This window comes from Streptomyces sp. NPDC007905 (assembly GCF_042959345.1).
Taxonomy (GTDB): domain Bacteria; phylum Actinomycetota; class Actinomycetes; order Streptomycetales; family Streptomycetaceae; genus Streptomyces.
This window is the reverse complement of record NZ_JBIBKS010000002.1, coordinates 566,798-587,993: the sequence shown is the minus strand read 5'-3', so window position 1 is coordinate 587,993 and position 21,196 is coordinate 566,798. Positions and strand designations below refer to the sequence as shown.

General features: G+C 70.1%; 23 protein-coding genes and 1 pseudogene. 12 read left to right on the top strand and 12 right to left on the bottom strand.

The features are described from left to right. Positions 1-143: 143 nt before the first annotated feature. Positions 144-1,139, bottom strand: coding sequence for a VTT domain-containing protein (locus tag ACFZDC_RS06420; protein ID WP_391320684.1), 996 nt, complete (start codon positions 1,137-1,139; stop codon positions 144-146). 141 nt (positions 1,140-1,280) lie between these two features. Here ACFZDC_RS06420 and ACFZDC_RS06415 point away from each other — a divergent pair, with 141 nt between their 5' ends. Beyond that, positions 1,281-1,646: a heavy metal-binding domain-containing protein gene (locus tag ACFZDC_RS06415; RefSeq protein ID WP_391320681.1), complete on the top strand. Its 366-nt coding sequence runs from the start codon at positions 1,281-1,283 to the stop codon at positions 1,644-1,646. 28 nt (positions 1,647-1,674) lie between these two features. Here the strand turns inward: ACFZDC_RS06415 and ACFZDC_RS06410 are convergent, their stop codons facing one another. Beyond that, positions 1,675-2,439 (bottom strand): TipAS antibiotic-recognition domain-containing protein, encoded by a 765-nt coding sequence (locus ACFZDC_RS06410; protein WP_391320679.1) that lies wholly within the window; start codon positions 2,437-2,439, stop codon positions 1,675-1,677. 113 nt (positions 2,440-2,552) lie between these two features. On the opposite strand from ACFZDC_RS06410, the gene ACFZDC_RS06405 reads away from it, so the two are divergent. Then, positions 2,553-3,839 (top strand): ion channel protein, encoded by a 1,287-nt coding sequence (locus tag ACFZDC_RS06405; RefSeq protein WP_391320677.1) that lies wholly within the window; start codon positions 2,553-2,555, stop codon positions 3,837-3,839. Positions 3,840-3,875: 36 nt separating this feature from the next. After that, complete coding sequence (locus ACFZDC_RS06400; protein ID WP_391320675.1) at positions 3,876-5,282, top strand: glutamate decarboxylase; 1,407 nt, start codon at positions 3,876-3,878, stop codon at positions 5,280-5,282. Between the two features lie 234 nt (positions 5,283-5,516). Here ACFZDC_RS06400 and ACFZDC_RS06395 read toward each other — a convergent pair whose 3' ends face one another. Continuing rightward, entirely contained in the window at positions 5,517-6,548 is a 1,032-nt protein-coding gene (locus tag ACFZDC_RS06395; RefSeq protein WP_391320673.1) for a trypsin-like peptidase domain-containing protein, read from the bottom strand. 451 nt (positions 6,549-6,999) lie between these two features. Between ACFZDC_RS06395 and ACFZDC_RS06390 the strand changes: the two genes are divergently transcribed. The 4 genes from ACFZDC_RS06390 to ACFZDC_RS06375 all read left to right on the top strand — a co-directional run bounded on the left by ACFZDC_RS06390 (position 7,000) and on the right by ACFZDC_RS06375 (position 10,365). After that, on the top strand, positions 7,000-8,277 hold the full coding sequence (locus tag ACFZDC_RS06390; RefSeq protein ID WP_391320671.1) for a hypothetical protein: 1,278 nt from the start codon (positions 7,000-7,002) through the stop codon (positions 8,275-8,277). Between the two features lie 180 nt (positions 8,278-8,457). Further along, complete coding sequence (locus ACFZDC_RS06385; RefSeq protein ID WP_391320669.1) at positions 8,458-8,979, top strand: sigma-70 family RNA polymerase sigma factor; 522 nt, start codon at positions 8,458-8,460, stop codon at positions 8,977-8,979. After that, positions 8,976-9,683 carry a hypothetical protein gene (locus ACFZDC_RS06380; protein ID WP_391320667.1) on the top strand — a complete coding sequence of 236 codons (708 nt, stop codon included), beginning with the start codon at positions 8,976-8,978 and terminating at the stop codon, positions 9,681-9,683. Before ACFZDC_RS06385 ends, ACFZDC_RS06380 begins: the two co-directional genes overlap by 4 nt. Positions 9,684-9,735: 52 nt before the next feature. Further along, positions 9,736-10,365 (top strand): hypothetical protein, encoded by a 630-nt coding sequence (locus ACFZDC_RS06375; protein WP_391320665.1) that lies wholly within the window; start codon positions 9,736-9,738, stop codon positions 10,363-10,365. 154 nt (positions 10,366-10,519) lie between these two features. On the opposite strand, the gene ACFZDC_RS06370 is transcribed toward ACFZDC_RS06375, so the two are convergent. From ACFZDC_RS06370 to ACFZDC_RS06355, 4 genes are all read right to left on the bottom strand, one after another. Further along, on the bottom strand, positions 10,520-11,161 hold the full coding sequence (locus ACFZDC_RS06370) for a helix-turn-helix transcriptional regulator (RefSeq protein ID WP_391320663.1): 642 nt from the start codon (positions 11,159-11,161) through the stop codon (positions 10,520-10,522). 22 nt (positions 11,162-11,183) lie between these two features. Continuing rightward, positions 11,184-11,723, bottom strand: a complete 540-nt coding sequence (locus tag ACFZDC_RS06365) for a DinB family protein (RefSeq protein ID WP_391320661.1) — start codon at positions 11,721-11,723, stop codon at positions 11,184-11,186. Positions 11,724-11,829: 106 nt separating this feature from the next. Continuing rightward, entirely contained in the window at positions 11,830-13,290 is a 1,461-nt protein-coding gene (locus ACFZDC_RS06360; protein ID WP_391320659.1) for an aldehyde dehydrogenase family protein, read from the bottom strand. A 93-nt stretch (positions 13,291-13,383) separates the two neighbouring features. Then, complete coding sequence (locus tag ACFZDC_RS06355) at positions 13,384-14,208, bottom strand: Scr1 family TA system antitoxin-like transcriptional regulator (protein ID WP_391320724.1); 825 nt, start codon at positions 14,206-14,208, stop codon at positions 13,384-13,386. Positions 14,209-14,562: 354 nt separating this feature from the next. On the opposite strand from ACFZDC_RS06355, the gene ACFZDC_RS06350 reads away from it, so the two are divergent. Then, positions 14,563-15,087: an ATP-binding protein gene (locus ACFZDC_RS06350; protein ID WP_391320657.1), complete on the top strand. Its 525-nt coding sequence runs from the start codon at positions 14,563-14,565 to the stop codon at positions 15,085-15,087. 111 nt (positions 15,088-15,198) lie between these two features. On the opposite strand, the gene ACFZDC_RS06345 is transcribed toward ACFZDC_RS06350, so the two are convergent. The 4 genes from ACFZDC_RS06345 to ACFZDC_RS06330 all read right to left on the bottom strand — a co-directional run bounded on the left by ACFZDC_RS06345 (position 15,199) and on the right by ACFZDC_RS06330 (position 16,814). Beyond that, positions 15,199-15,468 carry a DUF397 domain-containing protein gene (locus ACFZDC_RS06345; RefSeq protein ID WP_067006203.1) on the bottom strand — a complete coding sequence of 90 codons (270 nt, stop codon included), beginning with the start codon at positions 15,466-15,468 and terminating at the stop codon, positions 15,199-15,201. A 146-nt stretch (positions 15,469-15,614) separates the two neighbouring features. Continuing rightward, positions 15,615-16,088 (bottom strand): SRPBCC domain-containing protein, encoded by a 474-nt coding sequence (locus ACFZDC_RS06340; RefSeq protein ID WP_391320655.1) that lies wholly within the window; start codon positions 16,086-16,088, stop codon positions 15,615-15,617. After that, a complete protein-coding gene (locus ACFZDC_RS06335) occupies positions 16,085-16,432 on the bottom strand; it encodes a metalloregulator ArsR/SmtB family transcription factor (protein WP_391320653.1) in 348 nt (115 codons plus the stop codon). Before ACFZDC_RS06335 ends, ACFZDC_RS06340 begins: the two co-directional genes overlap by 4 nt. Positions 16,433-16,439: 7 nt before the next feature. Continuing rightward, positions 16,440-16,814 (bottom strand): VOC family protein, encoded by a 375-nt coding sequence (locus ACFZDC_RS06330; RefSeq protein ID WP_391320650.1) that lies wholly within the window; start codon positions 16,812-16,814, stop codon positions 16,440-16,442. A gap of 274 nt (positions 16,815-17,088) precedes the next feature. On the opposite strand from ACFZDC_RS06330, the gene ACFZDC_RS06325 reads away from it, so the two are divergent. Both ACFZDC_RS06325 and ACFZDC_RS06320 read left to right on the top strand, forming a co-directional pair. After that, the gene (locus ACFZDC_RS06325) at positions 17,089-17,574 is read left to right on the top strand and encodes a hypothetical protein (protein WP_391320648.1); all 486 of its coding nucleotides are present in this window, start codon (positions 17,089-17,091) and stop codon (positions 17,572-17,574) included. Positions 17,575-17,656: 82 nt separating this feature from the next. Beyond that, positions 17,657-18,175 carry a DUF4232 domain-containing protein gene (locus tag ACFZDC_RS06320; protein WP_391320647.1) on the top strand — a complete coding sequence of 173 codons (519 nt, stop codon included), beginning with the start codon at positions 17,657-17,659 and terminating at the stop codon, positions 18,173-18,175. 7 nt (positions 18,176-18,182) lie between these two features. Here the strand turns inward: ACFZDC_RS06320 and ACFZDC_RS06315 are convergent, their stop codons facing one another. Next, positions 18,183-19,289: a DUF2786 domain-containing protein gene (locus ACFZDC_RS06315; protein WP_391320645.1), complete on the bottom strand. Its 1,107-nt coding sequence runs from the start codon at positions 19,287-19,289 to the stop codon at positions 18,183-18,185. Positions 19,290-19,628: 339 nt separating this feature from the next. Here ACFZDC_RS06315 and ACFZDC_RS06310 point away from each other — a divergent pair. Both ACFZDC_RS06310 and ACFZDC_RS06305 read left to right on the top strand, forming a co-directional pair. Beyond that, positions 19,629-20,255: pseudogene (locus ACFZDC_RS06310) on the top strand (LysE family translocator). A gap of 73 nt (positions 20,256-20,328) precedes the next feature. Then, the gene (locus ACFZDC_RS06305; protein WP_391320643.1) at positions 20,329-21,087 is read left to right on the top strand and encodes a Clp protease N-terminal domain-containing protein; all 759 of its coding nucleotides are present in this window, start codon (positions 20,329-20,331) and stop codon (positions 21,085-21,087) included. The last annotated feature ends 109 nt before the right edge of the window (positions 21,088-21,196 follow it).

The window sequence follows — 21,196 nt, the reverse complement described above, 5'->3', positions numbered from 1 at the left end:
CACACCAACAGCAACCAGCGCCAAGTCGACTGGCACTTCACCACCGACGACGCACGCGTGAAACTACGCCACCTCTACCCAACCACACAGCAAAACTAAGCCGCGACAATCTACTAGCGCCCTGCTCCTGGTGACTCGCCGCGCTACTGCCGGCGGTAGTCGTACGGGTACTGGTTCTGGTCGTACTGGGTCTGGTCGTACTGGTCCTCGTCGTACTGCTGCTGGTCGTACCGGCGCTGCGGGTACTGCTGCTGCGGGTACTGCTGCCGGCCGTAGTACTGGCTGTCGTGGCCCTGGTTCCAGTACTGCTCCTGCTGCGGCTCCACGTACTGCTGCGGCTCCTCGTACTGCTGCGGCTCCTCGTACTGCTGCGGCTCCCGGTACTGCTGCTGGTACTGGGGCTGCTCCGGCTCGATGCGGCGGAGGCGGGTCGTGGCGTCGTCCATGACCGGCTGATGCTGGTACGGGGCCTGGACCTGCTGGGGGGCGGGCTGCGCCTCGGGCCGCGCGGCCGCCTTCTTGTTCTTGCCGCGCGCGCGGAGGAACTCGATCGCGATCGGGATCACCGACACGAGGACGATCAGGATGAGGATCGCCTCGATGTTGTTCTTGACGACGTCGTTGTTGCCGAGCCAGGAGCCGAGCAGAGTGACACCGGCACCCCACAGGACGCCGCCGATGACATTGAAGACCAGGAACGAGCGGTACTTCATGCCGCTGACGCCGGCGACGATCGGCGTGAACGTGCGCACGATGGGCACGAAACGGGCCAGGACCAGGGACTTCGGCCCGTACTTCTCGAAGAACTCGTGCGCCTTGGCGACGTTCTCCTGCTTGAACAGGCGCGAGTCCGGCCGGTTGAACAGGGACGGCCCGACCTTCTTGCCGAACATGTAGCCCGCCTGGTCGCCGAGGACGGCGGCGAGGCAGATCAGGGCGATCGCACCCCAGAGCGGGAAGTGCAGCTCGTGGGACGTGATCAGCAGGCCGCAGGTGAACAGCAGTGAGTCGCCCGGCAGGAAGAAACCTATGAGCAGGCCGGACTCGGCGAAGACGACGAGCAGCAGACCCCAGATGCTGTAGGTGTTGAGTAGATGGGCGGGATCCAGCCAGCTCGGGCCGAGGGCGAGTGTCATCACGGGTCCGGGCTCCTGAGGGGATGAGGGCGGCTACGGCGTCCTTGTGCGGCCGCACAAAGCTATCAACGCGATGTGACCGCCCCAGGTTCCACCGGTGACTCCAGGATGCACTGTGGGACGACTGGGGCAAAGCTGTGAGCCATGGGACTCGATGACTACGGCGGCGGCCAGGGGCCCCAGCCGGACGTGCTGGTCGTGACGACGAACGACGTGCCCGGATACCGGGTGCGACAGGTGCTGGGCGAGGTCTTCGGGCTCACCGTGCGTTCCCGGCACCTCGGCAGCCAGATCGGCGCCGGGCTGAAGTCGATGATCGGCGGCGAGCTGAAGGGACTCACCAAGACGCTCGTGCAGACCCGCAACCAGGCCATGGAGCGGCTGGTGGAGCAGGCACGCGCGCGTGGGGCCAACGGGGTGCTGATGTTCCGCTTCGACGTGACGGAGGCCGCGGACGTGGGCACGGAGGTGTGTGCGTACGGCACGGCCGTGGTCCTGGCCCGGGAGTGACCCCCGTGCGCACCCGGGCCGGGACAGGTCAGGAGGTGTGCCGGTCGGCGTTGGCGGTGATCGCGTCGCGCAGGTGCTCGGCCAGGCCCGGCCGCATGGCGTCGTAGTACGCCTTGAAGCGTTCGTCGGAGACGTACATCTCGCCGAGACAGCGGTGCATCTGGGGCGGGCACTCGTAGAACCACCGGGAGATGTGCTGCCGGTGCTCCTCGGCCAGCTCCATGGCCGCCGCGCCGGACGGCTGCTCACCGGCGGCGACGAGAGCGGTGTACCGCTCGTTCCAGCCGTCGGCCTCGGCCTTGATGCGCTTCCAGTCCTCCTTGTCGTAGCGGGCGGTGCGGCGCTGTGACTCGGCCCACTCGGACGTGTCGCCCCAGCGCTGCTCGGCCTCCTCGGCGTACTTCTCGGGGTCGTTCTGTTCCCCGAAGACCTCGAACCGCTCCTCCGGTGTGAGGTTGATGCCCATCGTGCGTGCCTCCATGGCGTGCTCCACGGCCGCGGCCATCTTCTGCAGCTTCTCGATCCGGGCGGTCAGCAAGTCGTGCTGGCGGCGCAGGTGTGCGCGCGGGTCCGCCTCCGGGTCGTCGAGCAGGGCCGCGACCTCGTCGAGCGGGAAGCCGAGCTCCCGGTAGAACAGGATCTGCTGGAGCCGGTCGAGGTCGGTGTCGGTGTAGCGCCGGTGGCCGGCGTACGTGCGCTCGCCCGGCACGAGCAGCCCGATCTCGTCGTAGTGGTGCAGGGTGCGCACCGTGACGCCGGCGAACCCCGCGACCTGTCCCACGGAGTAGCTCACTTTCCGCTCCTTGTCGTCGGTACGTCGTCCACGCTGATGCCTCACGCCACGTGAGGTGCAAGCCGGATCCGCTTCGGGGTGTTCGACATGTTCTGTCCGCTTATGGTGAGCCCGTGGCCCAGGACACCGAGCAGCACGCTCGCACGACTCGTCCGGCGACCCCGGCACGGGCTCTGCTGCCCCTTGTACTGCCCTCGGTCGTCGTGGGGGTTGCCGCGAGCCTGGTGTACGTCGGGGTGAGCCTGGCGGCGGAGCAGCTCCAGCACGTGCTGTGGGGGCCCCTGCCGGACGCGCTGGGTGTGGGTCGCTACTCCGTGCTGTGGATGTTCGTCATGCTCGTGGCGACCGGGATCGCCGTCGGGCTCGTGGTCTGGAAGGTGCCGGGGCACGCCGGCCCCGACCCCGCCACCACCGGTCTGGACGCGCCCGTCCTGCCGCCGGCGGTGCTGCCGGGCCTGGTGCTGGCGACCGGGCTGATGCTGGCCGGCGGGCCGAGCCTCGGCCCGGAGAACCCGATCATCGCCGTGAACGTGGGCCTGGCCGCCTGGCTGGGCGGGCGCTTCCTGCGCCGCACGCCGGGCGCCCTGTGGCCGCTGCTGGCCGAGGCGGCGACGATCGGCGCACTGTTCGGCACGCCGGTGGCGGCGGCACTGGTCATCTCCGAGGCGCTGGCCGGGCGTCCGACGCGGGGGCTGCTGTGGGACAACCTGTTCGCGCCGCTGACCGCGGCCGCGGTCGGGGCCATGACGACCACCCTGCTCTTCCGCCCGGCCTTCGACCTGGGCCTGCCCGCCCTGGGCCGCCCGCACTGGCAGGACCTGCTGTCGGCCCTGGTGATCGCCTCGGCGGCCGCGCTGCTCGGCATGTGTGGCGTACGAGCCTTCCCGTACGTCCACTCCGCCTTCCAGCGACTGCGGCACCCGATGCTGATGCTTCCGGCCGGCGGGGTCGTCCTCGGGGCTCTGGCGGCCGTGGGCGGCCGTCTGACGCTGTTCAAGGGGCTGACCGAGCTCGGGGTGCTGGCGCACGATCCGGAGGGCTGGTCGGCCGGGCAGTTCGCCGCGATGGCCGTGGTGAAGCTGGCCGCGCTGCTGGTCGCGGCGTCCTGCGGCTTCCGGGGCGGCCGCATCTTCCCCGCCGTCTTCATCGGCACCGCCCTGGGGCTGTGTGCCCACGCGCTGATTCCGGCCGTGCCGCCCGCACTGGGTGTGTCGGCGAGTGTGCTGGGCATTCTCCTGGCGATCACCCGGCAGGGCTGGGTGAGCCTGTTCACGGCCGCCGTCCTGGTGGCCTCGCCGGTGATCATCGCCCTGCTGTGCGTCGCTTCGCTGCCCGCCTGGCTGCTGGTCACCGGGCGGCCGCAGATGCAGCTGCGCAAGGACGGCACCCCGGTCCGCTAGCTAGCCCTCACTCTCTCTCCTTCTGGAGGCACATTCATGGCTCTGCACAAAGGTCCTGGGAAGCACGACGAGCGGCCGATGTCGGTCAACCCGTTCTTCGGGGAGGCGAACCCGGTCGTCGAGATGACCGAGGCCCCGCCCAAGCACCGGCTCCCCGAAACACCCCTGCCGCCCAGCACGGCGGCACAGCTCGTGCACGACGAGCTGCTGCTGGACGGCAACTCCCGGCTGAACCTAGCCACCTTCGTCACCACCTGGATGGAGCCGCAGGCCGGTGAGCTGATGGCGGAGTGCCGGGACAAGAACATGATCGACAAGGACGAGTACCCGCGCACCGCCGAACTGGAGCGGCGCTGTGTGGCGATGCTCGCCGACCTGTGGAACGCGCCGGACCCGGCGGCCGCCGAGGGCTGTTCGACCACGGGGTCGAGCGAGGCGTGCATGCTCGCCGGGATGGCGCTGAAGCGGCGCTGGACGAAGCGCAACGCCGACCGCTATCCGGGAGCGCGCCCGAACCTGGTCATGGGTATCAACGTCCAGGTCTGCTGGGACAAGTTCTGCAACTTCTGGGAGGTGGAGGCCCGGCTGGTCCCGATGGAGGGCGACCGGTACCACCTGGACCCGCAGGCGGCGGCCGAGCTGTGCGACGAGAACACCATCGGGGTCGTCGGCATCCTCGGCTCGACCTTCGACGGGTCGTACGAGCCGATCGCCGACCTGTGCGCGGCCCTGGACGCCCTGCAGGAGCGCACCGGTCTCGACATCCCCGTGCACGTGGACGGCGCGTCCGGCGCGATGGTGGCGCCCTTCCTCGACGAGGACCTGGTGTGGGACTTCCGCCTCCCGCGCGTGGCCTCGATCAACACCTCGGGGCACAAGTACGGCCTGGTCTACCCGGGCGTCGGCTGGGCGCTGTGGCGGGACAAGGAGGCGCTGCCCGAGGAGCTGGTCTTCCGGGTCAACTACCTCGGCGGCGACATGCCCACCTTCGCGCTCAACTTCTCCCGCCCGGGCGCCCAGGTGGTGGCGCAGTACTACACGTTCCTGCGGCTGGGCCGCGAGGGCTACCGGGCGGTGCAGCAGGCGACCCGGGACGTGGCGGCCTCGCTGGCGGACCGGATCGAGGCGATCGGCGACTTCCGGCTGCTGACCCGGGGGGACGAACTACCGGTGTTCGCCTTCACGACCGCACCGGACGTCCAGACGTACGACGTCTTCGACGTCTCCCGGCGGCTGCGCGAGAACGGCTGGCTGGTGCCCGCGTACACCTTCCCGCCCAACCGCGAGGACCTGTCCGTGGTGCGGGTCGTGTGCCGCAACGGCTTCTCGCGCGACCTCGCCGACCTCTTCGCCGACGACCTGACCCGCCTGGTGCCGGAGCTGCGCCGGCAGCCGCACCCGCTGACCCGGGACAGGGCGGCGGCCACCGGCTTCCACCACTAGGGCCCTTCTGATGGATCTCCGTGGGGGAAGGAGCGGCGTCCGGTGCGTGCGCTCGGCGTGCGGCGTGGAGGGTCATGTGGCGGAGCCACCTGTCCCTTCGCGCCGTGCGGCGAGCGTGCGTGCAGGACGCCGCGACGCCGCCGAGATCCATCAGAAGGGCCCTAGGGCCTGCACCCGCGCGGTGGGCGCCGGGGCAGGGGGCGCTTCACCGCCGGCCCGTCACTGCGGCAGCGCTCAGGGCCGGGCGGGCGGCGAGCCGGCCACGGCGGCGTTGTACAGACGCCGGATGTCGGAGCCGAAGTACGGGCTGTAGGAGATGTCGGCGGTGGGCCCCCCTGTCTTCCAGCCGCCTATGCTCCCGACCACATCGCCCCTCCCGGTGTGCGCGTCGAAGTTCGCCAGGAACGGGCCGCCACTGGTACCCGACCGGTAGTCGTCGCAGGCGATCCGGAGGTACGAGCCGGGCGTGCCGTCGTTCGGGGTGAACCGCGTCGTGGAGTTGGTGCAGGTCAGCGGTTGCCGGTCGGTGTTCGGATAGCCGATCAGCCTGACTCGGGGGAACGCGTAACCGCGCCCGGTGACAAGGGTGTTGCCGCCCACGACGTCCTGCACCTGCTTGCCGTCGCTGCGCGCTCCGAGCCGAGCGAACGCCACGTCCCACGGCGCGCCCTTCGTGTGCCCGCGGTCGTAGTAGCGCTGATCGATCCAGACCAGGCTGCGCCCTCTGGAGTCGGTGGCGACCGGGAAGATCCCATGCGGTCGCGGTCTGGCCGCGGTCCACTGCGGCACGAACGCCATCGAACCGCTCCCGGCCCTGGAGTCCATGCAATGGCCCGCGGTCAGCACGATGTTGTGGTGCGAGCTGTTGATCACACTCGCGGTGCAGAAGTAGGAACCGCCGCCTCTCTGCACATACATCCGACCGATCATCGGCAGCCCGCCGAAGTGCGAGCTTCCCGGGCCGACCCCGGCACGCCGTGACAGGGGCCTGCCCGGGTTCGCAGACGGGGCATCCGCCGATGCCGGGCGCCGGTCCTCCGGAAGCGGCTTCGCCTCGGCCATGCGCCGGTCGGTCCAGAACCGCTGCGCCGCCGCGGCGGTCCAGCGCGGCGCCGCCTGCCCGGAAGGCGAGAGGTCCGGCCTCGCGGGCGAGGACGCCGGGCGGGCGTCCGCGGCACTGGCGTCGACCACACCGGACGCCGAGACCAGGCCGGCAATCACTCCAGCGGCCATAAGAAGACTGCGTAACTTGATAGGGCTCTTCACTCGGTGCACTCCCTCAGCGGGCTGTCGGACAGGACGAGCCGACGATAGGGGACGGACTCCCGAGAGTCGAACCATTTACTTTTACTTTTTCTTTGCCTCCGCAGCGTAAAGGATGGGTTAGCGTCCCCGGGCGCACACGAAACCCTCCACCTGAAGGTTTCGATACACATCATTTCGCCGACAGCGAGCCCCGCTACCGATTTCGGCGACTCCACCATGCGTCTGACCAGGGCTTTGACTAGCCCAGGAGCGAGTGGGCAGGCATGGCCGACAGAAATTGCTGAATCACCCACTCCGCTTTTCCGGCCTCCTGCCGACATTCGGAGCCGACAATTCCGCGCACGCAGGGGTGGCTCCGCATAATTCCCTTGACGCCCGTCCGGCTCTGAGTTTCGATGACGCTCGACCGTTTGGTCACACGGGGAAATTCACATCTTTCAGGGGGACCCTCATGCCTGGTACACGTACCAAGCTCCTCGCGCTCACCACCGCCTCGGCGTTAGGCGCGTTGCTCGCCGTCGTGGCGACGCCGGCGGCCGAGGCCAACGACGGGCAGCGAGCCACCACCACCGACGCCGCGCTCCTCGCGCACGCCAAGAAGGTCGCACCGCTGAACGCCGTCGCCAACGCCCTCGGCGAGCAGGGCCGCGGCACGTTCGCCGACACCTACAGCGACCTGCACGTCGACGAGGAGGGCGGCTTCGTCACCCTCTTCGCCACCGACAGCACCCGGGCCGCGAAGCTGGTCGCCGCCGCCAAGCACGCCCACCCGACGATCGACACCGCGCTGATTCGCGTTCAGAACGCCGCTTACAGCAGGAAGGTGCTGGACCGGGAGATCGACAAGATATTCCCGCTGGGCGCCGTCAAGGACGCCTCGAAGGAGGTGTACTACGGCGCGGCGCCCAAGGCCGACGGCTCCGGTATCACCGTGGAGGTCAAGCCGAGCGCGCTGCAGCGGGTCAAGGCGCGGGGCAACCGGCTGGACGGCATCCCCGTCACCTACGTGCCGGGCAAGATCAAGACGGCGGCCTCCTGGCGCTGGAACGACTCCCGTCCGCAGATCGGCGGCGACGTCCTCGTCGGCAACGCCCGCAAGTCCGGCTATGTCGCCCAGTGCACCGGCGGCATCGCCGCCGAGAACTCGCACGGACGCGACTACCTCATCACCGCCGCCCACTGCTTCCCCAACGGCGCGGGCGTCTACGGTGAGGGCGGCTCGACCCCCGGCCACTGGACCGGCAGCCACGGCAAGTACTTCGGCAAGGTGACCAGCACCAAGGACGGCTGGGACGCCCAGCTCATCGACAGCGGCCTCTACAACGGCAAGGGCTTCAACTCGGACGAGGCCGACACGCCCACCGGCAAGTGGTACGCCGTCAACAACGTCGCCTACTCCTACAAGGGACAGAGGGTCTGCCAGGACGGCGCCCGCTCGTTCTACAACCACAAGGGTGTCCCCTGCGACATCACGACCTCCAACGACGACTACCGGTACAGGATCCAGTGGGCCGACGGCTCCCTCCACAACGTGCGGGGCGTCCAGGGCAAGGGGTCCTACTGCGGCACCGAGGGCGACTCCGGTGGCCTCGTGTTCGTGGTCAACGACAGCCGCCGCCGCCAGGCGCGCGGAATCGTCTCCGCCGGCAACGGTCCGGGGGAGATCGAGTGGACGGAGGCCACTGACATCCTCCACAGCTTCGGCCTGAAGCTGAACCCGCACCAGTAATCCGGCACCGCCGCGAGGGGCACCACAGAGCTTCCACCCGGAGACTGTGGTGCCCCTCGCATCTGTGGGCGGCATCCCGCGCCGCACCGTCCGCGGCGGCCCTTCGAAACTTCCTGGCCGCAAGGCCCCAACCGGACGGGGGAGTTGTTCGTGATACCGGGTGAGGGGATGGGAGGGAATGTGGCCGACTGGTCAAGGCTGCTGTCCGAGCTCGCGCAGGAGCGCGGCGCGGAGCTGAACCGATACGGCTTCCTGCTGTGCGGCAACCGTGCGGAGGGCGCCGACCTGGTTCAGGAGGCACTGGTACGAGTCTTCTCCCGGCCCCGCCGTGCGTGGGAACTGGGTGAGGCGGAGGCGTACGTACGTCGCACGATGCTCAACCGCTACCTGGACCTGCACCGGCGCCGAACCCGCTGGATCCGCGCGCTTCCACGGCTCGTGTCAGCGGAGCCGGTCGCCGACCACAGCACGGACGTCCTGCACCGGATCGACCTCATGGACGCCATGCGCGGACTGTCGCCGAGACAGCGGGCCTGCGTGGTGCTCCGTTACTACGAGGACATGTCCACCGCGGACATCGCGACGCGGCTCGGCTGCGGTGAGGGCACGGTCAAGCGTCATCTGAGCGACGCGCTGGCACGGTTGGGCGCCCAGTTGCGGCCACCCGCCCAGCACGTCGCGGAGGAAAGGCTGGAGACATGAAGCCGGAGGAGCTGCGCGAACAGTTGCTGGCCGCCGCGCACCGCACACCGCCGCTGGAGATCGACACCGAGCGCGTCCGGACCCGGGTGCGCCGACGCAGGCGCATCCAATACACCGCCGTGGCCGGGGCGGGCCTGGCCGTGGCCGCCGCGGTCGCGCTGAACGCGCTGCCGTCCGTCTCGACGCCGGAGATCAAGTCACCGGCGGACTCGGTGATCAAGCAGCCCCCGGCGACGAGTGGCGAAGCTCCAGGGCTCCCTGGTTACACCTGCGGCATGAAGATCCCGGCGAGTACCGGCCGGGGGGCCGTGACCGTGCGCATCTCCGACGTGCGCACGGCACGGGACGGAGCCCCGCAGGTCACCTACGCGGTGGACGCGACCGCCCGATCGGTCCTGTCGGCCGGGCCATGGATTCTCGTCCTGAAGAACGGCCGGGTCGTGGCCGGCCAGGATCCATCCGGACCGGCCTCCGAGAACACCGCGCACCAGGTGACCATCACCCCCGGCCGCCCGCACCGCGTCCGGCTCGCGCCCGTGCCAGGGAATCCCTGCGCGGGAACCACCTGGAGTTCGGTGAGGAAGGACAGCTGCGAAGTCGCCGTCGTCCTCGTCACCCGGAAGGCCGGCCCCTCCGGCACTCGGGCCCCCGATTCGGTGATCGTCGCCCGCGCCCCCTGGCCGGTTGAACGGCCGACCTCATGACCGGCCCCTCTGCCTCTGCTCGCACCGCTCTCGACACTTCATGGAGGAACTCATGCGTCGCGTCCTGCTGCCCGCCGTCCCCGTCCTGCTGCTCGCCCTCGCCGGATGCGGGGCCGATTCCGGCGCGGTGACCGGTGATCGGGCCCACCCCGCCCCGACAACCACCACCTCCCCGCCGCTGAAGTTCCAGGACCGCTCCCTGCCCTGCGGCGGCACCATCGAACCCCCGGTCGTCGTCAGCGGCCCCGACGAGTCCCTGCAACTGACCGTCACATCCCTGCGGCGCCAGGGCTCCACGCTGCGGACCACCTACAGGATCACCTCCCAGGACCGGACAGAGGCACTCAGCCTGCCGATCATCGATGTCCCGCCCACGGCCCTCCTGATCAAGCACGGCGTCGTCGTCGGCCGCCAGAAGCCCGCCGCCGACACTGGTCCGGACGGCGGGCCGGCCCTCCTGTACCCCGTCGGCCGGCGTCCGTACACCAAGACCCTGCCGCTCGACAGCCTCTGCCCCGGCACCACGTGGTCGGACGTGGACCAGCACCCCGGCGACTACCAGGTGGTCGTCGTCATGTCCGTCCAGCCCCAGGGAGAACCCTCCGACAGCCGGCCGACAGACGGTGTCGAGCCGCGGCCACTCCTCGAAGCCACCCACGACCTCTCCACGAAGAGCCGGTGAACGCGGCAGACGGACCCCGGACCCAGGTCCGTCTGCCCGCACCGGGCCACGGCGCAGTCGGGCCACCCGGCCCGTCGGGCGCGGGGCTCCCTTCGGTCAGTCCTCGGACGTCGCACGGAGCGCCCCTGCCTGAAGAACACCGCCAGGAGGCCGGTCAGCGGTCGTCCCCCGGATGCCGCTCCCCCGTCGCGTACGGGTTCTCCTGGCCCTCGGTGAGCACGCCCACGAAGGGTTCGCCCTCGCCGGCGAAGGTGTAGGCGCCGGACTCCAGGCGGTCGATCAGCCCCCGGGTCCAGGCCGCGTCGGAGTCGGCCGAATGGACCCAGAGGTTCATGATCTCGCCGATGTGGCCCAGCTGTCGGGGGCCGTCCTCGGGGATGTAGTGCTCGGTGACGGTGGCCCGCCACTCCTCGATCCGCCGGATCCGCTCCCTGAGCAGGGCCAGCGCCTCGGCCCGGGGAAGCTCGACCAGGAAGCCGATGGCCGCCGACTGGATGTCCGCCTTCTGGTCGGAGGAGACCAGGGACGCCCGCAGCAGCCGGAAGAACTCCTCATCGCCGAGGTCGGTGATCTCATACTCGGTGCGCGGCGGGCCGCCGGCGGTGGACGGGGCGATCTCGTGCTCGTGCAGCAGTCCCTGTTTCGCCATCTGCTTCAGGGCGTGGTAGATCGAGCCCGGCTTGGCGTTGGACCACTCGTGCGCGCCCCAGTACTCCAGGTCGTTGCGGACCTGGTAGCCGTGGGCCCGCCCGTGCTGGCGCACCGCGCCGAGCACGAGAAGACGGATCGCTGACATGGGCTCCAGGTTAGGCCGGCCGTTACCCGGCCTGCTCCAGGGCCACCAGCTCGAACGCGGTCCTGCCGTCGAGCGACTCGCGGATGATGTCGGCGTGGCCGGCGTGCCGGGCCGTCTCGCGGATCAGGTGCAGACACAGCCAGCGCAGGGAGACGCGGCCCTCCGGCGGGAACCAGGGGTCCGGCGGCAGCGGGAAGGTGTCGTCCAGGCTGGGCGCGGACCGGACAAGCTTCTCCGTCTCGGCGGCGACCTCCTCCCAGTACCCGAGCTGCGAGGCGACCGTCTCGTCGCCGACCAACTGGAAGGTCTCGTGCCAGTTCGACTCGTCGCGCCGGATGGCCGGCGGCTCCTGCCTGGCCCGGGCCACCCAGCTCTGCTCGACCTCGGCGACATGCTTGAGCAGTCCGCCCAGGGACAGCTCGCTGGCGCTGGGCCGGGAGCGGGCCTGCTCCTCCGTCAGCCCCAGCAGCGCCCGGCGGATCCCTCCGCGCTGCTCCTCCAGGAACGACAGCAGCGCCCCCCGTTCGTCGCCCTGCGCCTCTGCTCCCACGTGAGTGACCATGACGGCCGCCTTCCCTCGGGTCCGTTTCCCTGACACCGACGACGCTACGGGGCCTTGCGGTCAGTTTCTGTCCGCAAGGCCCCGGCACCCGAAGGACACCCAGCAACTAGAACGGGAAGCCGCTGCGGCCGTGCTGCACCGAGATCCACTTGATCGTGGTGAAGGCCTCCAGGGTGGTCTCGCCGTTGAGCCGCCCGAGACCGGAGTGCTTCTCACCGCCGAACGGCACCAGCGGCTCGTCGTGAACCGTGCCGTCGTTCACGTGGAACATGCCGGTGTCGATCTGCTTGGCGAACGCCACACCGCGCTCGATGTCGCCCGTGTGGACGGCACCGCTGAGGCCGTACGGGGTGTCGTTGACGATCCGGACCGCCTCCTCCTCGCCGTCGAAGGGCACGAGGAAGACGACCGGCCCGAAGACCTCCTGCTGGAGCAGGGCGGAGTCGGCGGGGAGGTCGGTGAGCACGCTGGGCTCGACCAGGTTGCCGGTGGTGGTGCCGTGCATCAGGGCCGTGGCGCCCTCGGCCAGCGCCTGCTCGACCGCCGCCGAAAGGGCGTTGGCCTGCGCGGAGTTGATCACCGGACCGATGACGGTCAGCGGGTCGCGCGGGTCGCCGACCTTCAGGGAGCCGACCTTGGCGACGAACTTCTCGGTGAACTCCTCCGCGATCGAACGGTCGACGAGCACCCGGTTCGCGGCCATGCAGACCTGGCCCTGGTGGACGTACCGACTGAAGACCGCCGCGTCCACCGCGTAGTCGATGTCGGCGTCGTCCAGGACCACCAGCGCGCTGTTGCCGCCCAGTTCGAGCACCGAGCGCTTGAAGTTGGCGGCACAGACGGTGGCGACGTGCCGGCCGATCTTGTCGGAGCCGGTGAAGGAGATGACCTTGGGGATCGGATGCTCGATGAAGGCGTCACCGATCTCGGCTATGTCGGTGACGACGACGTTGAGCAGGCCGCCGGGCAGGCCCGCCTCCTCGAAGATCTTCGCGACCAGGGTGCCGCCGGCGATCGGGGTGTTCTGGTGCGGCTTGAGCACCACGCCGTTGCCCAGGGCGAGGGCCGGGGCCACCGACTTGATCGACAGCAGGAACGGGAAGTTGAACGGGCTGATCACGCCCACCACGCCCACCGGCACCCGGTAGACGCGGTTCTCCTTGCCGTCGGCCGGCGAGGGCAGGATCTTGCCCTCGGGGCGCAGCGCCAGGTGGACCGCCTCGCGCAGGAACTCCTTGGCGAGGTGCAGTTCGAAGCCCGCCTTCACGCGCGTGCCGCCCAGCTCCGCGATGATCAGGTCGGCTATCTCTTGCTCGCGGTCCTCTATCAGTCTGAGCGCCCGCTCGAACACCGCGCGGCGGGTGTACGGGTTGGTCGCCGCCCACTGCTTCTGGGCGCGGGCGGCGGCCCGGTAGGCCTGGTCGACCTCGTCGACCGTGGCCACGGTGATCGAGGCCAGCTTCTCGTCGTCGTACGGGTTGAAGTCGATGACATCCCAGGAACCGGTGCCCGGACGCCATTCACCGTCGATGTACTGCTGGGCCAGGTCGCTGAAGTAGGACGACATGTGATCCCTCAATCACTAGCAGACGCCAGATCCCGGTCACGGTCTGATCAACCGTCATCGTACTGGCGTTTAAAGCGAGTTGAGGGTGTCCTCTCAAGACAGTTGCAGCAGACCGCGCAGCAGGTCCCTGCTCTCGTCCGGGCCCGGGCTGTCCTGCTGCAGCTCCTTCAGCGCCTGCTCGTACTGGGCGACGTCCTCGCGCTTGTCCAGGTAGAGGGCACTGGTCAGCTGCTCCACGTACACCACGTCGGACAGATCCGACTCGGGGAAGCTGAGGATGGTGAAGGCGCCGCTCTCGCCGGAGTGGCCGCCGAAGCTGAACGGCATGACCTGCAGCCGGACGTTGGGGCGCTGGGAGACGTCGATCAGGTGCTGGAACTGGCCGCGCATCACGTCGCGGTCGCCGTAGGGGCGGCGCAGGGCGGCCTCGTCCAGCACGATGTGGAATTCGGGCGCGTTGTCGGCGAGCAGGTGCTTCTGGCGCTCCAGGCGCAGCGCGACCCTCCGGTCCACGTCGGCGGCGCTCGCACCCTTCATACCGCGCCGGACCACCGCGCGGGCGTAGTCCTCCGTCTGGAGCAGGCCGTGCACGAACTGCACCTCGTACACCCGGATCAGGGAGGCGGCGCCCTCCAGTCCCACGTAGGTGGGGAACCAGGTGGGCAGCACGTCCGTGTAACTGTGCCACCAGCCGGCCACGTTGGCCTCCCGGGCGAGGGAGAGCAGCGACTCGCGCTCCGCCTCGTCCGTGATGCCGTACAGCGTCAGCAGGTCTTCGACGTCTCTGGTCTTGAAGCTCACCCGGCCCAGCTCCATCCGGCTGATCTTCGATTCGGAGGCGCGGATCGAGTAACCCGCCGCCTCACGCGTGATCCCCCGTGCTTCACGCAGTCGCCTGAGTTGCGAACCGAGCAGCATGCGCCGCACCACCGATCCGGGCTCTCCCGCGCTCACCTTCGCCAGCCTCCCCAACCGTCTCCAGGGGCCGAAGTCTGCCACTAAAACACTCCAAGCAGTACTCGTCCGGTTACGGAAACGGAAAGAGGTCGGCCGTTTTACGCGGCAAAGGTCAGGACCTCTGGGAGATGTTCGGTCGAACGTGGCGGAAAAAATGGCCAAGAAGTGGTACGGGCAGGTTCATTTCGGTCGCGTGCACGTGCATCTGCCCTTGCATCTGCTCCTCCCATCCGAAACCATGGTGCCGCGCCACCGCTGCATCGCAACGACCGCGAATTCCCGGGAGTGCCTCGCATGGGGACGAATGGATCGACCATGCTCAAGCCATTACGGCAGGGCCTTCCGCCGTGGGATCCCGCGGCCGTGGCCGAGGCCGCCTCCTGCGCTCTGCCCGCCCGCTACGAAGCGGTGCGCGAGGCCCGGCGCTTCACCCGCGGCACCTTGGACAAGTGGGACGTGGGCGAGCGCTTCGACGACATATGTCTCGTGGTCTCCGAGCTCGTGACCAACGCCCTGCGGCACGGCCTGCCCCTCCCCCACCACCCCGCCAACGAGGCACTGCGGTCCGCACCTTGCGACTCGGCCGGCGCGTGCTGCGCCGAGCATCCGGCCTCCGTGCGGCTGCACCTGATGCACTGGACCGAGCGACTGGTGTGCGCGGTGCGCGACTCCAGCCACGAGACGCCCGCCCCGCGCGATTCGGACGATTTCTCGGCCGAGTCGGGCCGGGGTCTGTTCCTGGTCGACTCCTTCGCCGACAGCTGGGGCTGGCACCCGCTCGCGGGCACCCTCGACGGCAAGGTGGTCTGGGCGATGTTCCGGCTCCGGCCGGCCGGCTGACGCCACGCGGCGTCCAGTGACGCCGCGTTTCTACGCGCGTACACCCCGAGTTCACCCGACCGCCTCCGGGCTGGGGCCGACCGTGAGCCGTGCCGAGATCACTGAGTCGTTTCAGCCGGCCACCAGATGATCGAACTCGCCGTCCTTGACGCCGAGGAGCATGGCCTCGATCTCGGCGCGCGTGTAGACGAGCGCGGGCCCGTCCGGGAAGCGCGAGTTGCGTACGGCCACCTCGCCGCCGGGCAGCCGCGCGAACTCCACGCAGGAGCCCTGCGAGTTGCTGTGCCTGCTCTTCTGCCAGGCCACTCCGTCCAGCTGCGTGGCAGCCATGCCGTTGTACACGTCGTACCCCCCGTACACGCCGTCAACGTCGCGGTCCACAGGTCGCTCCCCGGTGGTGCACTGGCTGATGTGGCCATAGATGCGGTGGTCAACTGACCCGGATCATAACCCCGTTCATGTGCAGCCGCATGAGCAGATGCACGTGCACGAGACGTGGTCCCGCGATTACAGCCTTGACGTGCGCTTTACCGAAGCTGCTCCAGCGCGCGCCCCAGGGCGGGCAGGACATGTCCTCTCCAGCCCCCGTCCATGATCTTCCGCGCCATCATCTGTGCCGGGTCGTCCGGATCGAATCCCTCGTGCACTAGGAAGAGACGCGTACCGCGCCCTTCCTGTTCCAGGGTCCAGGTGATGGTCCACTCCGCGAGATTGGCCGGATCGGCGTCCGCCCACCGGAGGGAGAGCATCCGCCCGGTGTCGTAGGTCAGGACCTGGACCTCCACGACACCGGAGAAGCGGGAGCCGGGACGCGGGACCGAGGTCATGCGGTACCGGTGGCCGACCTCGAGCCGGAAGTCCTCGGAGCCCGGCATCTGCCACTGGGCCAGCAGGCCGGGCTCGGTCAGGGCCCGCCAGACCTTGGCGGGCGGGTGGGGGAAGAACTGGGCGACACGGATCGTGGTGAGGCCGCCGGTGTCACCGTCGGGTGCTGTGGTCATGGCTGGTCATCGTCGGGCATGCGGTCGAGCAGATCGCCGAGACCCTTCAGCTTCTCGCGCCAGAACCGCTCGTACGGATGGAGCCAGTCCTGCACCTCGGCGAGCGGGGCCGCCTCGAGGCGGTAGATGCGCTGCCGGCCGGACCGCTGCTCGGAGACGAGGCCGGCCTCCCGGAGCACCTTGAGGTGCTCCGAGAGGCTCGGGCGGCGCATGTCGAAGTGGTCGGCGAGCGCCTGTACGGGCTGCGGCCCGCGTTCGCGCAGCAGGCGGAGCACCTCGCGGCGGGTGACGTTGGCGAGCGCGGCGAAGACGCGGTCCTCGGCGGCGGTACCCGTCCCGTTCATGGAGCGGTCAGAAGCCTTCCTTCTCCGTCAGCAGCATCAGACCGTTGCCGTCGGGGTCCGTGAAGGAGGCCATCCGCCCCCAGGGGAGGTCGTCCGGTCCCTGCACGGCGGTCCCGGCCGCGGCGAGCCGGGCACAGTCCGCGTCCACATCGGTCGTGAGCAACATGATCCCCCGCGCGGAGCCGGGCTCGAAACCACCCATGGCCGGTCCCGAGAGCGTGAACGCGGTCTGCGCGCCCCTGGGAGCCACCTGCAGCCAGCGACCCTGGGGCAGGTCCCGGTCGGCGGTGACCTCCAGGCGGAGGACGTCCGTGTAGAAGCGCAGAGCCCGGTCCTGGTCGGAGACGGGGAGCGTGACGAATGAGGCATGCGTGATGGTCATGCCGGAAGAATACGTAGGCTTTTTGCTACGCGTCAACAGTAGGGAAACGCCTACCTATGGTCCTCCACCTGCGTATGGGCGGTCGGCACGGGCCGTCAGGAACGCACGGGAGCGGGCGCTGCCTCCGCGAACGCGCACAGCGGATTCCGGTCCGGCGTCCGGAAGTCCTCCCGCTGACGGCTGGTAACTTGCTGCGGTCCCTCCGGTCCGGGGGGCGTCCGGAACGGGTCGACGGCCCCGGGACGGCCGGCTCGCTACAGCTTGGGAGCTTGACGTGACTACGGCGACTGCAAGGGTGCGGACCGCGGCCGCGGCCGCGGGGCTGGTGGGCGCGCTCGCGCTGACCGCGTGCAGCGGGGGCGGCTCCAAGGACGGCTCCTCGCCCACCCCGAGCGTGACCCCGACGTCCACCACGGGTTCCGGCACCGGCGCGGTGGCGGGCACCTCCGGCAAGCTCCAGGGCAGCTGGCTCACCACCAGCAAGGGCTCGGTCGTGGCCCTGGTGATCACCGGGAAGCAGGCCGGGCTCTTCGCGACCGGCGGGACCGTGTGCAGTGGTGCGGCGGGTACCGAGGCGGGCATGCAGATGATCCATCTGACCTGCACCGACGGCAGCAAGGACCGGGTCACCGGCATGGTCGACTCGGTGAGCGGGGACGGCATGAAGGTGACATGGTCGGGCAAGCTCGGCCAGGAGACCTACACCAGGGCCGAGGGCGGCAAGCTGCCGTCCGGACTGCCGACTGCCCTGAAGCGGTGAATTGCGGAGGGGTGCGCGATCGCTCGCCGCGGGCAGGCGCCATGATGCGGGGAGACCGTCACGACCTCGATGGGACCAGCTCATGCGCGCGATTCCGCTCACTGTCACCGCTCTCGCCGTCACCCTCGCCCTGACCGCCTGCGACGGCGGCGGCAGCGACGGCGGGAAGAGCAAGTCCGGGTCGGGCTGTGCGGTCGGCAAGGCCTCCGTCCAGGCCGGCTCCGCGAGCGTGGCGCCGGCCGCCGGGGACACCGGCCAGGTGGTTGTCAGCATCACCAACCAGAGCGCGCCCTGCACCCTGGACGGCTTTCCGCACGTCGAGGTGAACCGGAGCGGCGTCACGGCCACCTTGAAGCCCCAGAAGGGGGCGAAGGCGCAGAAGCTGAAGCTCGCCAAGGGCGACTCCGCGACCTTCACGGTCACCTACGTGCGCGGCGCGGACGGCGACGCGAAGAGCCTGAAGGCCACGTCGATGAACGTCACCCTCCCCGGCAGCGACGTCGCCCAGGACATCCCCTGGAAGTACGGGCCGATCGCCGGCACGACCGGCCAGGGCGACCCGAACGCCTTCGTCAGCGCCTTCCAGCAGGCCGGGGACTGAGGCAGCCTCACCCGAGCCGCGGGCGCGCCCTGACCTGAGCCCGGTCCGCCGCGGCCGCACCCTCCGTCCAGCCCGCCGCGTCGCTCACACCGCGCAGCCGGGTCGTGGTGGTCTGCGGGAACATGCGCTCCAGCCGGTCGGTGACGGCGACCTCGCGGGTGGCGAGGACCGGCAGCAGGTCCTGGGTCACCTGGGTCTCGGCGGCGGCCGCGAGGCGGTCGCCGACGCGGTGGGCGTAGGCGGCGAGGAACGACTGCCGGAAGGTCTTGGTCCGCTTGCGGCCGCCGGCTCTCTGGGCGGCCTCGGCCCTGGTCATCGCGTGCGTGGCCTGCACCAGCAGGGAGGTGTAGAGCAGCTCGACCGCCTCCAGGTCCGCCTCGAAGCCGACCACCGTGGAAAAGCCGAGCGGTTCGTTCCACACCGCACGGCAGTGGTTGGCCATGGCGACCGCGTCCAGCAGCACGGCCTTGGCCTGCTCGTACGGCGGCTCGACGCCCATGCGGCAGGCACCGGGCGCGTCCGGCGCGGGGGCACCGGCGGCCAGCAGCGCCTCGTCGACGCTGTGCCGGGCCATCAGCTCCTGCGCCTTGGCGCTCAGCGCCTCCGCCTCCTCCGGATAGCCGGTCGCCTCGGCCTTGGCGAGCAGGGCGCGGATACGGGTGAGCATGCGGGAGACGGCCGGCCCGTGCTCGCGGCGGGGCTCTTCGAGGGGCTCCAGGGCGGGCAGGCGGAGCAGCAGGCGGTACAGCTGGAGCACTGCGGTGGCGTGCGAGAAGCGGTCGTTCGGGCGCGCGGGGTCCTCCGGCAGGGCCTCGAGCTGGGCGGTCCAGCGGTGCCCGCGCGGGCCCTCCCGCCCGGCCTGGGCCCTGATCAGCCCCGCTGCCAGGTGTACGTGGACGTCCTCCAGCTCGCGCCGGGCGAGGCGTACGACATCGGCGGGCTGCCAGCCGCGCTGCCAAGCCGTCGCGATGAACTCCTCGCCCCGCCGCGCGAGTTCGGCGTCCGCGGCGGGGTCGGCGGCGAGCAGGGAGGCGCCCGTGTCGAGTCCGGTGTCGGTGTCGTCGTACAGGGCGGCCCGGAAGGCCCGCTCCACGGTGCTGGCAGTGCTGGTCACGCTGTCGATCGTGCCACGCGGCACCGACAGGGTCCGAGGTCGTCCACACCCTGTGGACAGTTTCGGGCGCGTACGACCGTGCCGGGGAGCGGTCGAGGGCACTGCCGGGCGCGGGCTGCGGGCGTCCCGGGGAACAGCGCCTGGTCGGTGCCGGCGGCGACTGGTCGCCCGGGAGCGGACCGTTACCCCGCGGACCGTCGCTCGGCCTGCGCCGCCTGGGCCCCCTGCGCCGCCCGCGCCCGAGCCCGGCATCGGGGTCCCGCCCTGGCGGAGCTGCCCGGCACGTCTCACTCCCCGGAATTCGCTGCCCGCGCGCGGGTGTGCGCCGAGCATGACGGCATGGTGGACATGTCTCTCTACGCGGCCTTCCTCGTGGCCGCTTTCGCGCTCTGTGTCACTCCCGGTCCGGACATGATGTTCATCGTGGCGATGGGCGGCCGGGGCGGCCCCCTGACGGGCGTGACGGCCGCCGCGGGGGTGGCCTGCGCGATGTTCGTGCACGCGGTCGCCGCGGCGCTCGGGCTGTCGGCGCTGTTCCTGACCCTGCCGACGCTCTATCACGTGCTGCGCTGGGCGGGCGCGGCCTATCTGCTGTTCCTCGCCGTGTAGGCGTTCCGCGGCGACGGTGTTCCGGTCGGCGCGGAGGCCGCTTGGCGGCACGGGCGTCGGCGGGCCTTCTGGCGGGGAGCCGTCACCAATCTGCTCAACCCCAAGGTGATCCTCTTCAACGTCTCCTTCCTGCCGCAGTTCGTGGACCCCGGCCTGGGCCACGTACGCGAGCAGTTCCTGGTCCTGGGCTTCACGATCACGGTGATGGGACTGCTGGTGGACGGCTCGGTCGGGCTGCTGTCCGGGAAGCTCGCCGCGCTGCTGCGGCGGAGCCGACGGGTGGCCCGGGGCCTCGACTGGTTCAGCGGGACGGTGTTCACGGGGCTGGCGGTGCGGCTGGTTGCCGCGCCCAAGTAACCGGCCCGGACCGAGAGTTCCCGGGTGTCAACCAGCGGTTGACACTCCAGAAGTGACAACCTACGGTTGACACATGGCGAGTAATCCGAACATCACGGCATCCGTACGCCTCGACGACCTCATCGAGGCCATCAAGAAGGTTCATCCGGAACCCCTCGACCAGTTGCAGGACGCGGTGATCGCCGCCGACCACCTCGGTGACGTGGCCGACCATCTGATCGGCCACTTCGTGGACCAGGCGCGCCGCTCGGGCGCGTCCTGGACCGACATCGGCAGGAGCATGGGCGTGACCCGGCAGGCGGCGCAGAAGCGGTTCGTGCCCAAGGAGTCGGCGGACCTCGATCTCAGCCAGGGCTTCAGCCGCTACACACCGCGCGCGCGCAACGTGGTCATGGCCGCCCACAACGAGGCCGTGGCGGCCCGCAACCCGGAGGGCCGGCCCGCGCACCTGGTCCTCGGGCTGCTGGCCGAGCCGGAAGGCGTGGCCGCCAAGGCGATCACCAGGCAGGGCGTCCTGCTGGACTCCGTGCGCCAGGCCGCGAGCGCCGCGCTCCCCCCGGCCGCGGAGAACGTCCCCGACCTCGTCCCCTACGGCCCCGAGGCCAAGAAGGTCCTGGAACTCACCTTCCGCGAGGCCCTGCGGCTCGGCCACAACTACATCGGCACCGAGCACCTCCTGTTGGCCCTGCTGGAGCACGAGAACGGCGAGGGCATCCTCAACGGACTCGGCATCACCAAGGAGGCGACCGAGGAGTTCGTCGGCAGGATGCTGGCGACCCTGCTGGAGCCCAAGAAGGCGGCGTCGGACGCGGCGGAGGCCGCGACGGACTGATACGGACTGGGACGCCCTGAGACGGACTGGGACGCCCTGAGACGGGCCCAGACGGACTGGGACGGCTTGCGGGGCAGACCGCCGACAGGACCGGCACAGACGTCCCCGC

Bases quoted from the DNA above. Each gene is read 5' to 3' on its own strand.
- ACFZDC_RS06340 (WP_391320655.1), bottom strand. From the start codon at position 16,088: ATGACCACAGCACCCGACGGTGACACCGGCGGCCTCACCACGATCCGT.
- ACFZDC_RS06350 (WP_391320657.1), top strand. From the start codon at position 14,563: ATGCTCAAGCCATTACGGCAGGGCCTTCCGCCGTGGGATCCCGCGGCC.
- ACFZDC_RS06365 (WP_391320661.1), bottom strand. From the start codon at position 11,723: ATGGTCACTCACGTGGGAGCAGAGGCGCAGGGCGACGAACGGGGGGCG.
- ACFZDC_RS06335 (WP_391320653.1), bottom strand. From the start codon at position 16,432: ATGAACGGGACGGGTACCGCCGCCGAGGACCGCGTCTTCGCCGCGCTC.
- ACFZDC_RS06355 (WP_391320724.1), bottom strand. From the start codon at position 14,208: ATGCTGCTCGGTTCGCAACTCAGGCGACTGCGTGAAGCACGGGGGATC.
- ACFZDC_RS06400 (WP_391320675.1), top strand. From the start codon at position 3,876: ATGGCTCTGCACAAAGGTCCTGGGAAGCACGACGAGCGGCCGATGTCG.
- ACFZDC_RS06390 (WP_391320671.1), top strand. From the start codon at position 7,000: ATGCCTGGTACACGTACCAAGCTCCTCGCGCTCACCACCGCCTCGGCG.
- ACFZDC_RS06375 (WP_391320665.1), top strand. From the start codon at position 9,736: ATGCGTCGCGTCCTGCTGCCCGCCGTCCCCGTCCTGCTGCTCGCCCTC.
- ACFZDC_RS06320 (WP_391320647.1), top strand. From the start codon at position 17,657: ATGCGCGCGATTCCGCTCACTGTCACCGCTCTCGCCGTCACCCTCGCC.
- ACFZDC_RS06380 (WP_391320667.1), top strand. From the start codon at position 8,976: ATGAAGCCGGAGGAGCTGCGCGAACAGTTGCTGGCCGCCGCGCACCGC.
- ACFZDC_RS06305 (WP_391320643.1), top strand. From the start codon at position 20,329: ATGGCGAGTAATCCGAACATCACGGCATCCGTACGCCTCGACGACCTC.
- ACFZDC_RS06415 (WP_391320681.1), top strand. From the start codon at position 1,281: ATGGGACTCGATGACTACGGCGGCGGCCAGGGGCCCCAGCCGGACGTG.
- ACFZDC_RS06370 (WP_391320663.1), bottom strand. From the start codon at position 11,161: ATGTCAGCGATCCGTCTTCTCGTGCTCGGCGCGGTGCGCCAGCACGGG.
- ACFZDC_RS06330 (WP_391320650.1), bottom strand. From the start codon at position 16,814: ATGACCATCACGCATGCCTCATTCGTCACGCTCCCCGTCTCCGACCAG.
- ACFZDC_RS06360 (WP_391320659.1), bottom strand. From the start codon at position 13,290: ATGTCGTCCTACTTCAGCGACCTGGCCCAGCAGTACATCGACGGTGAA.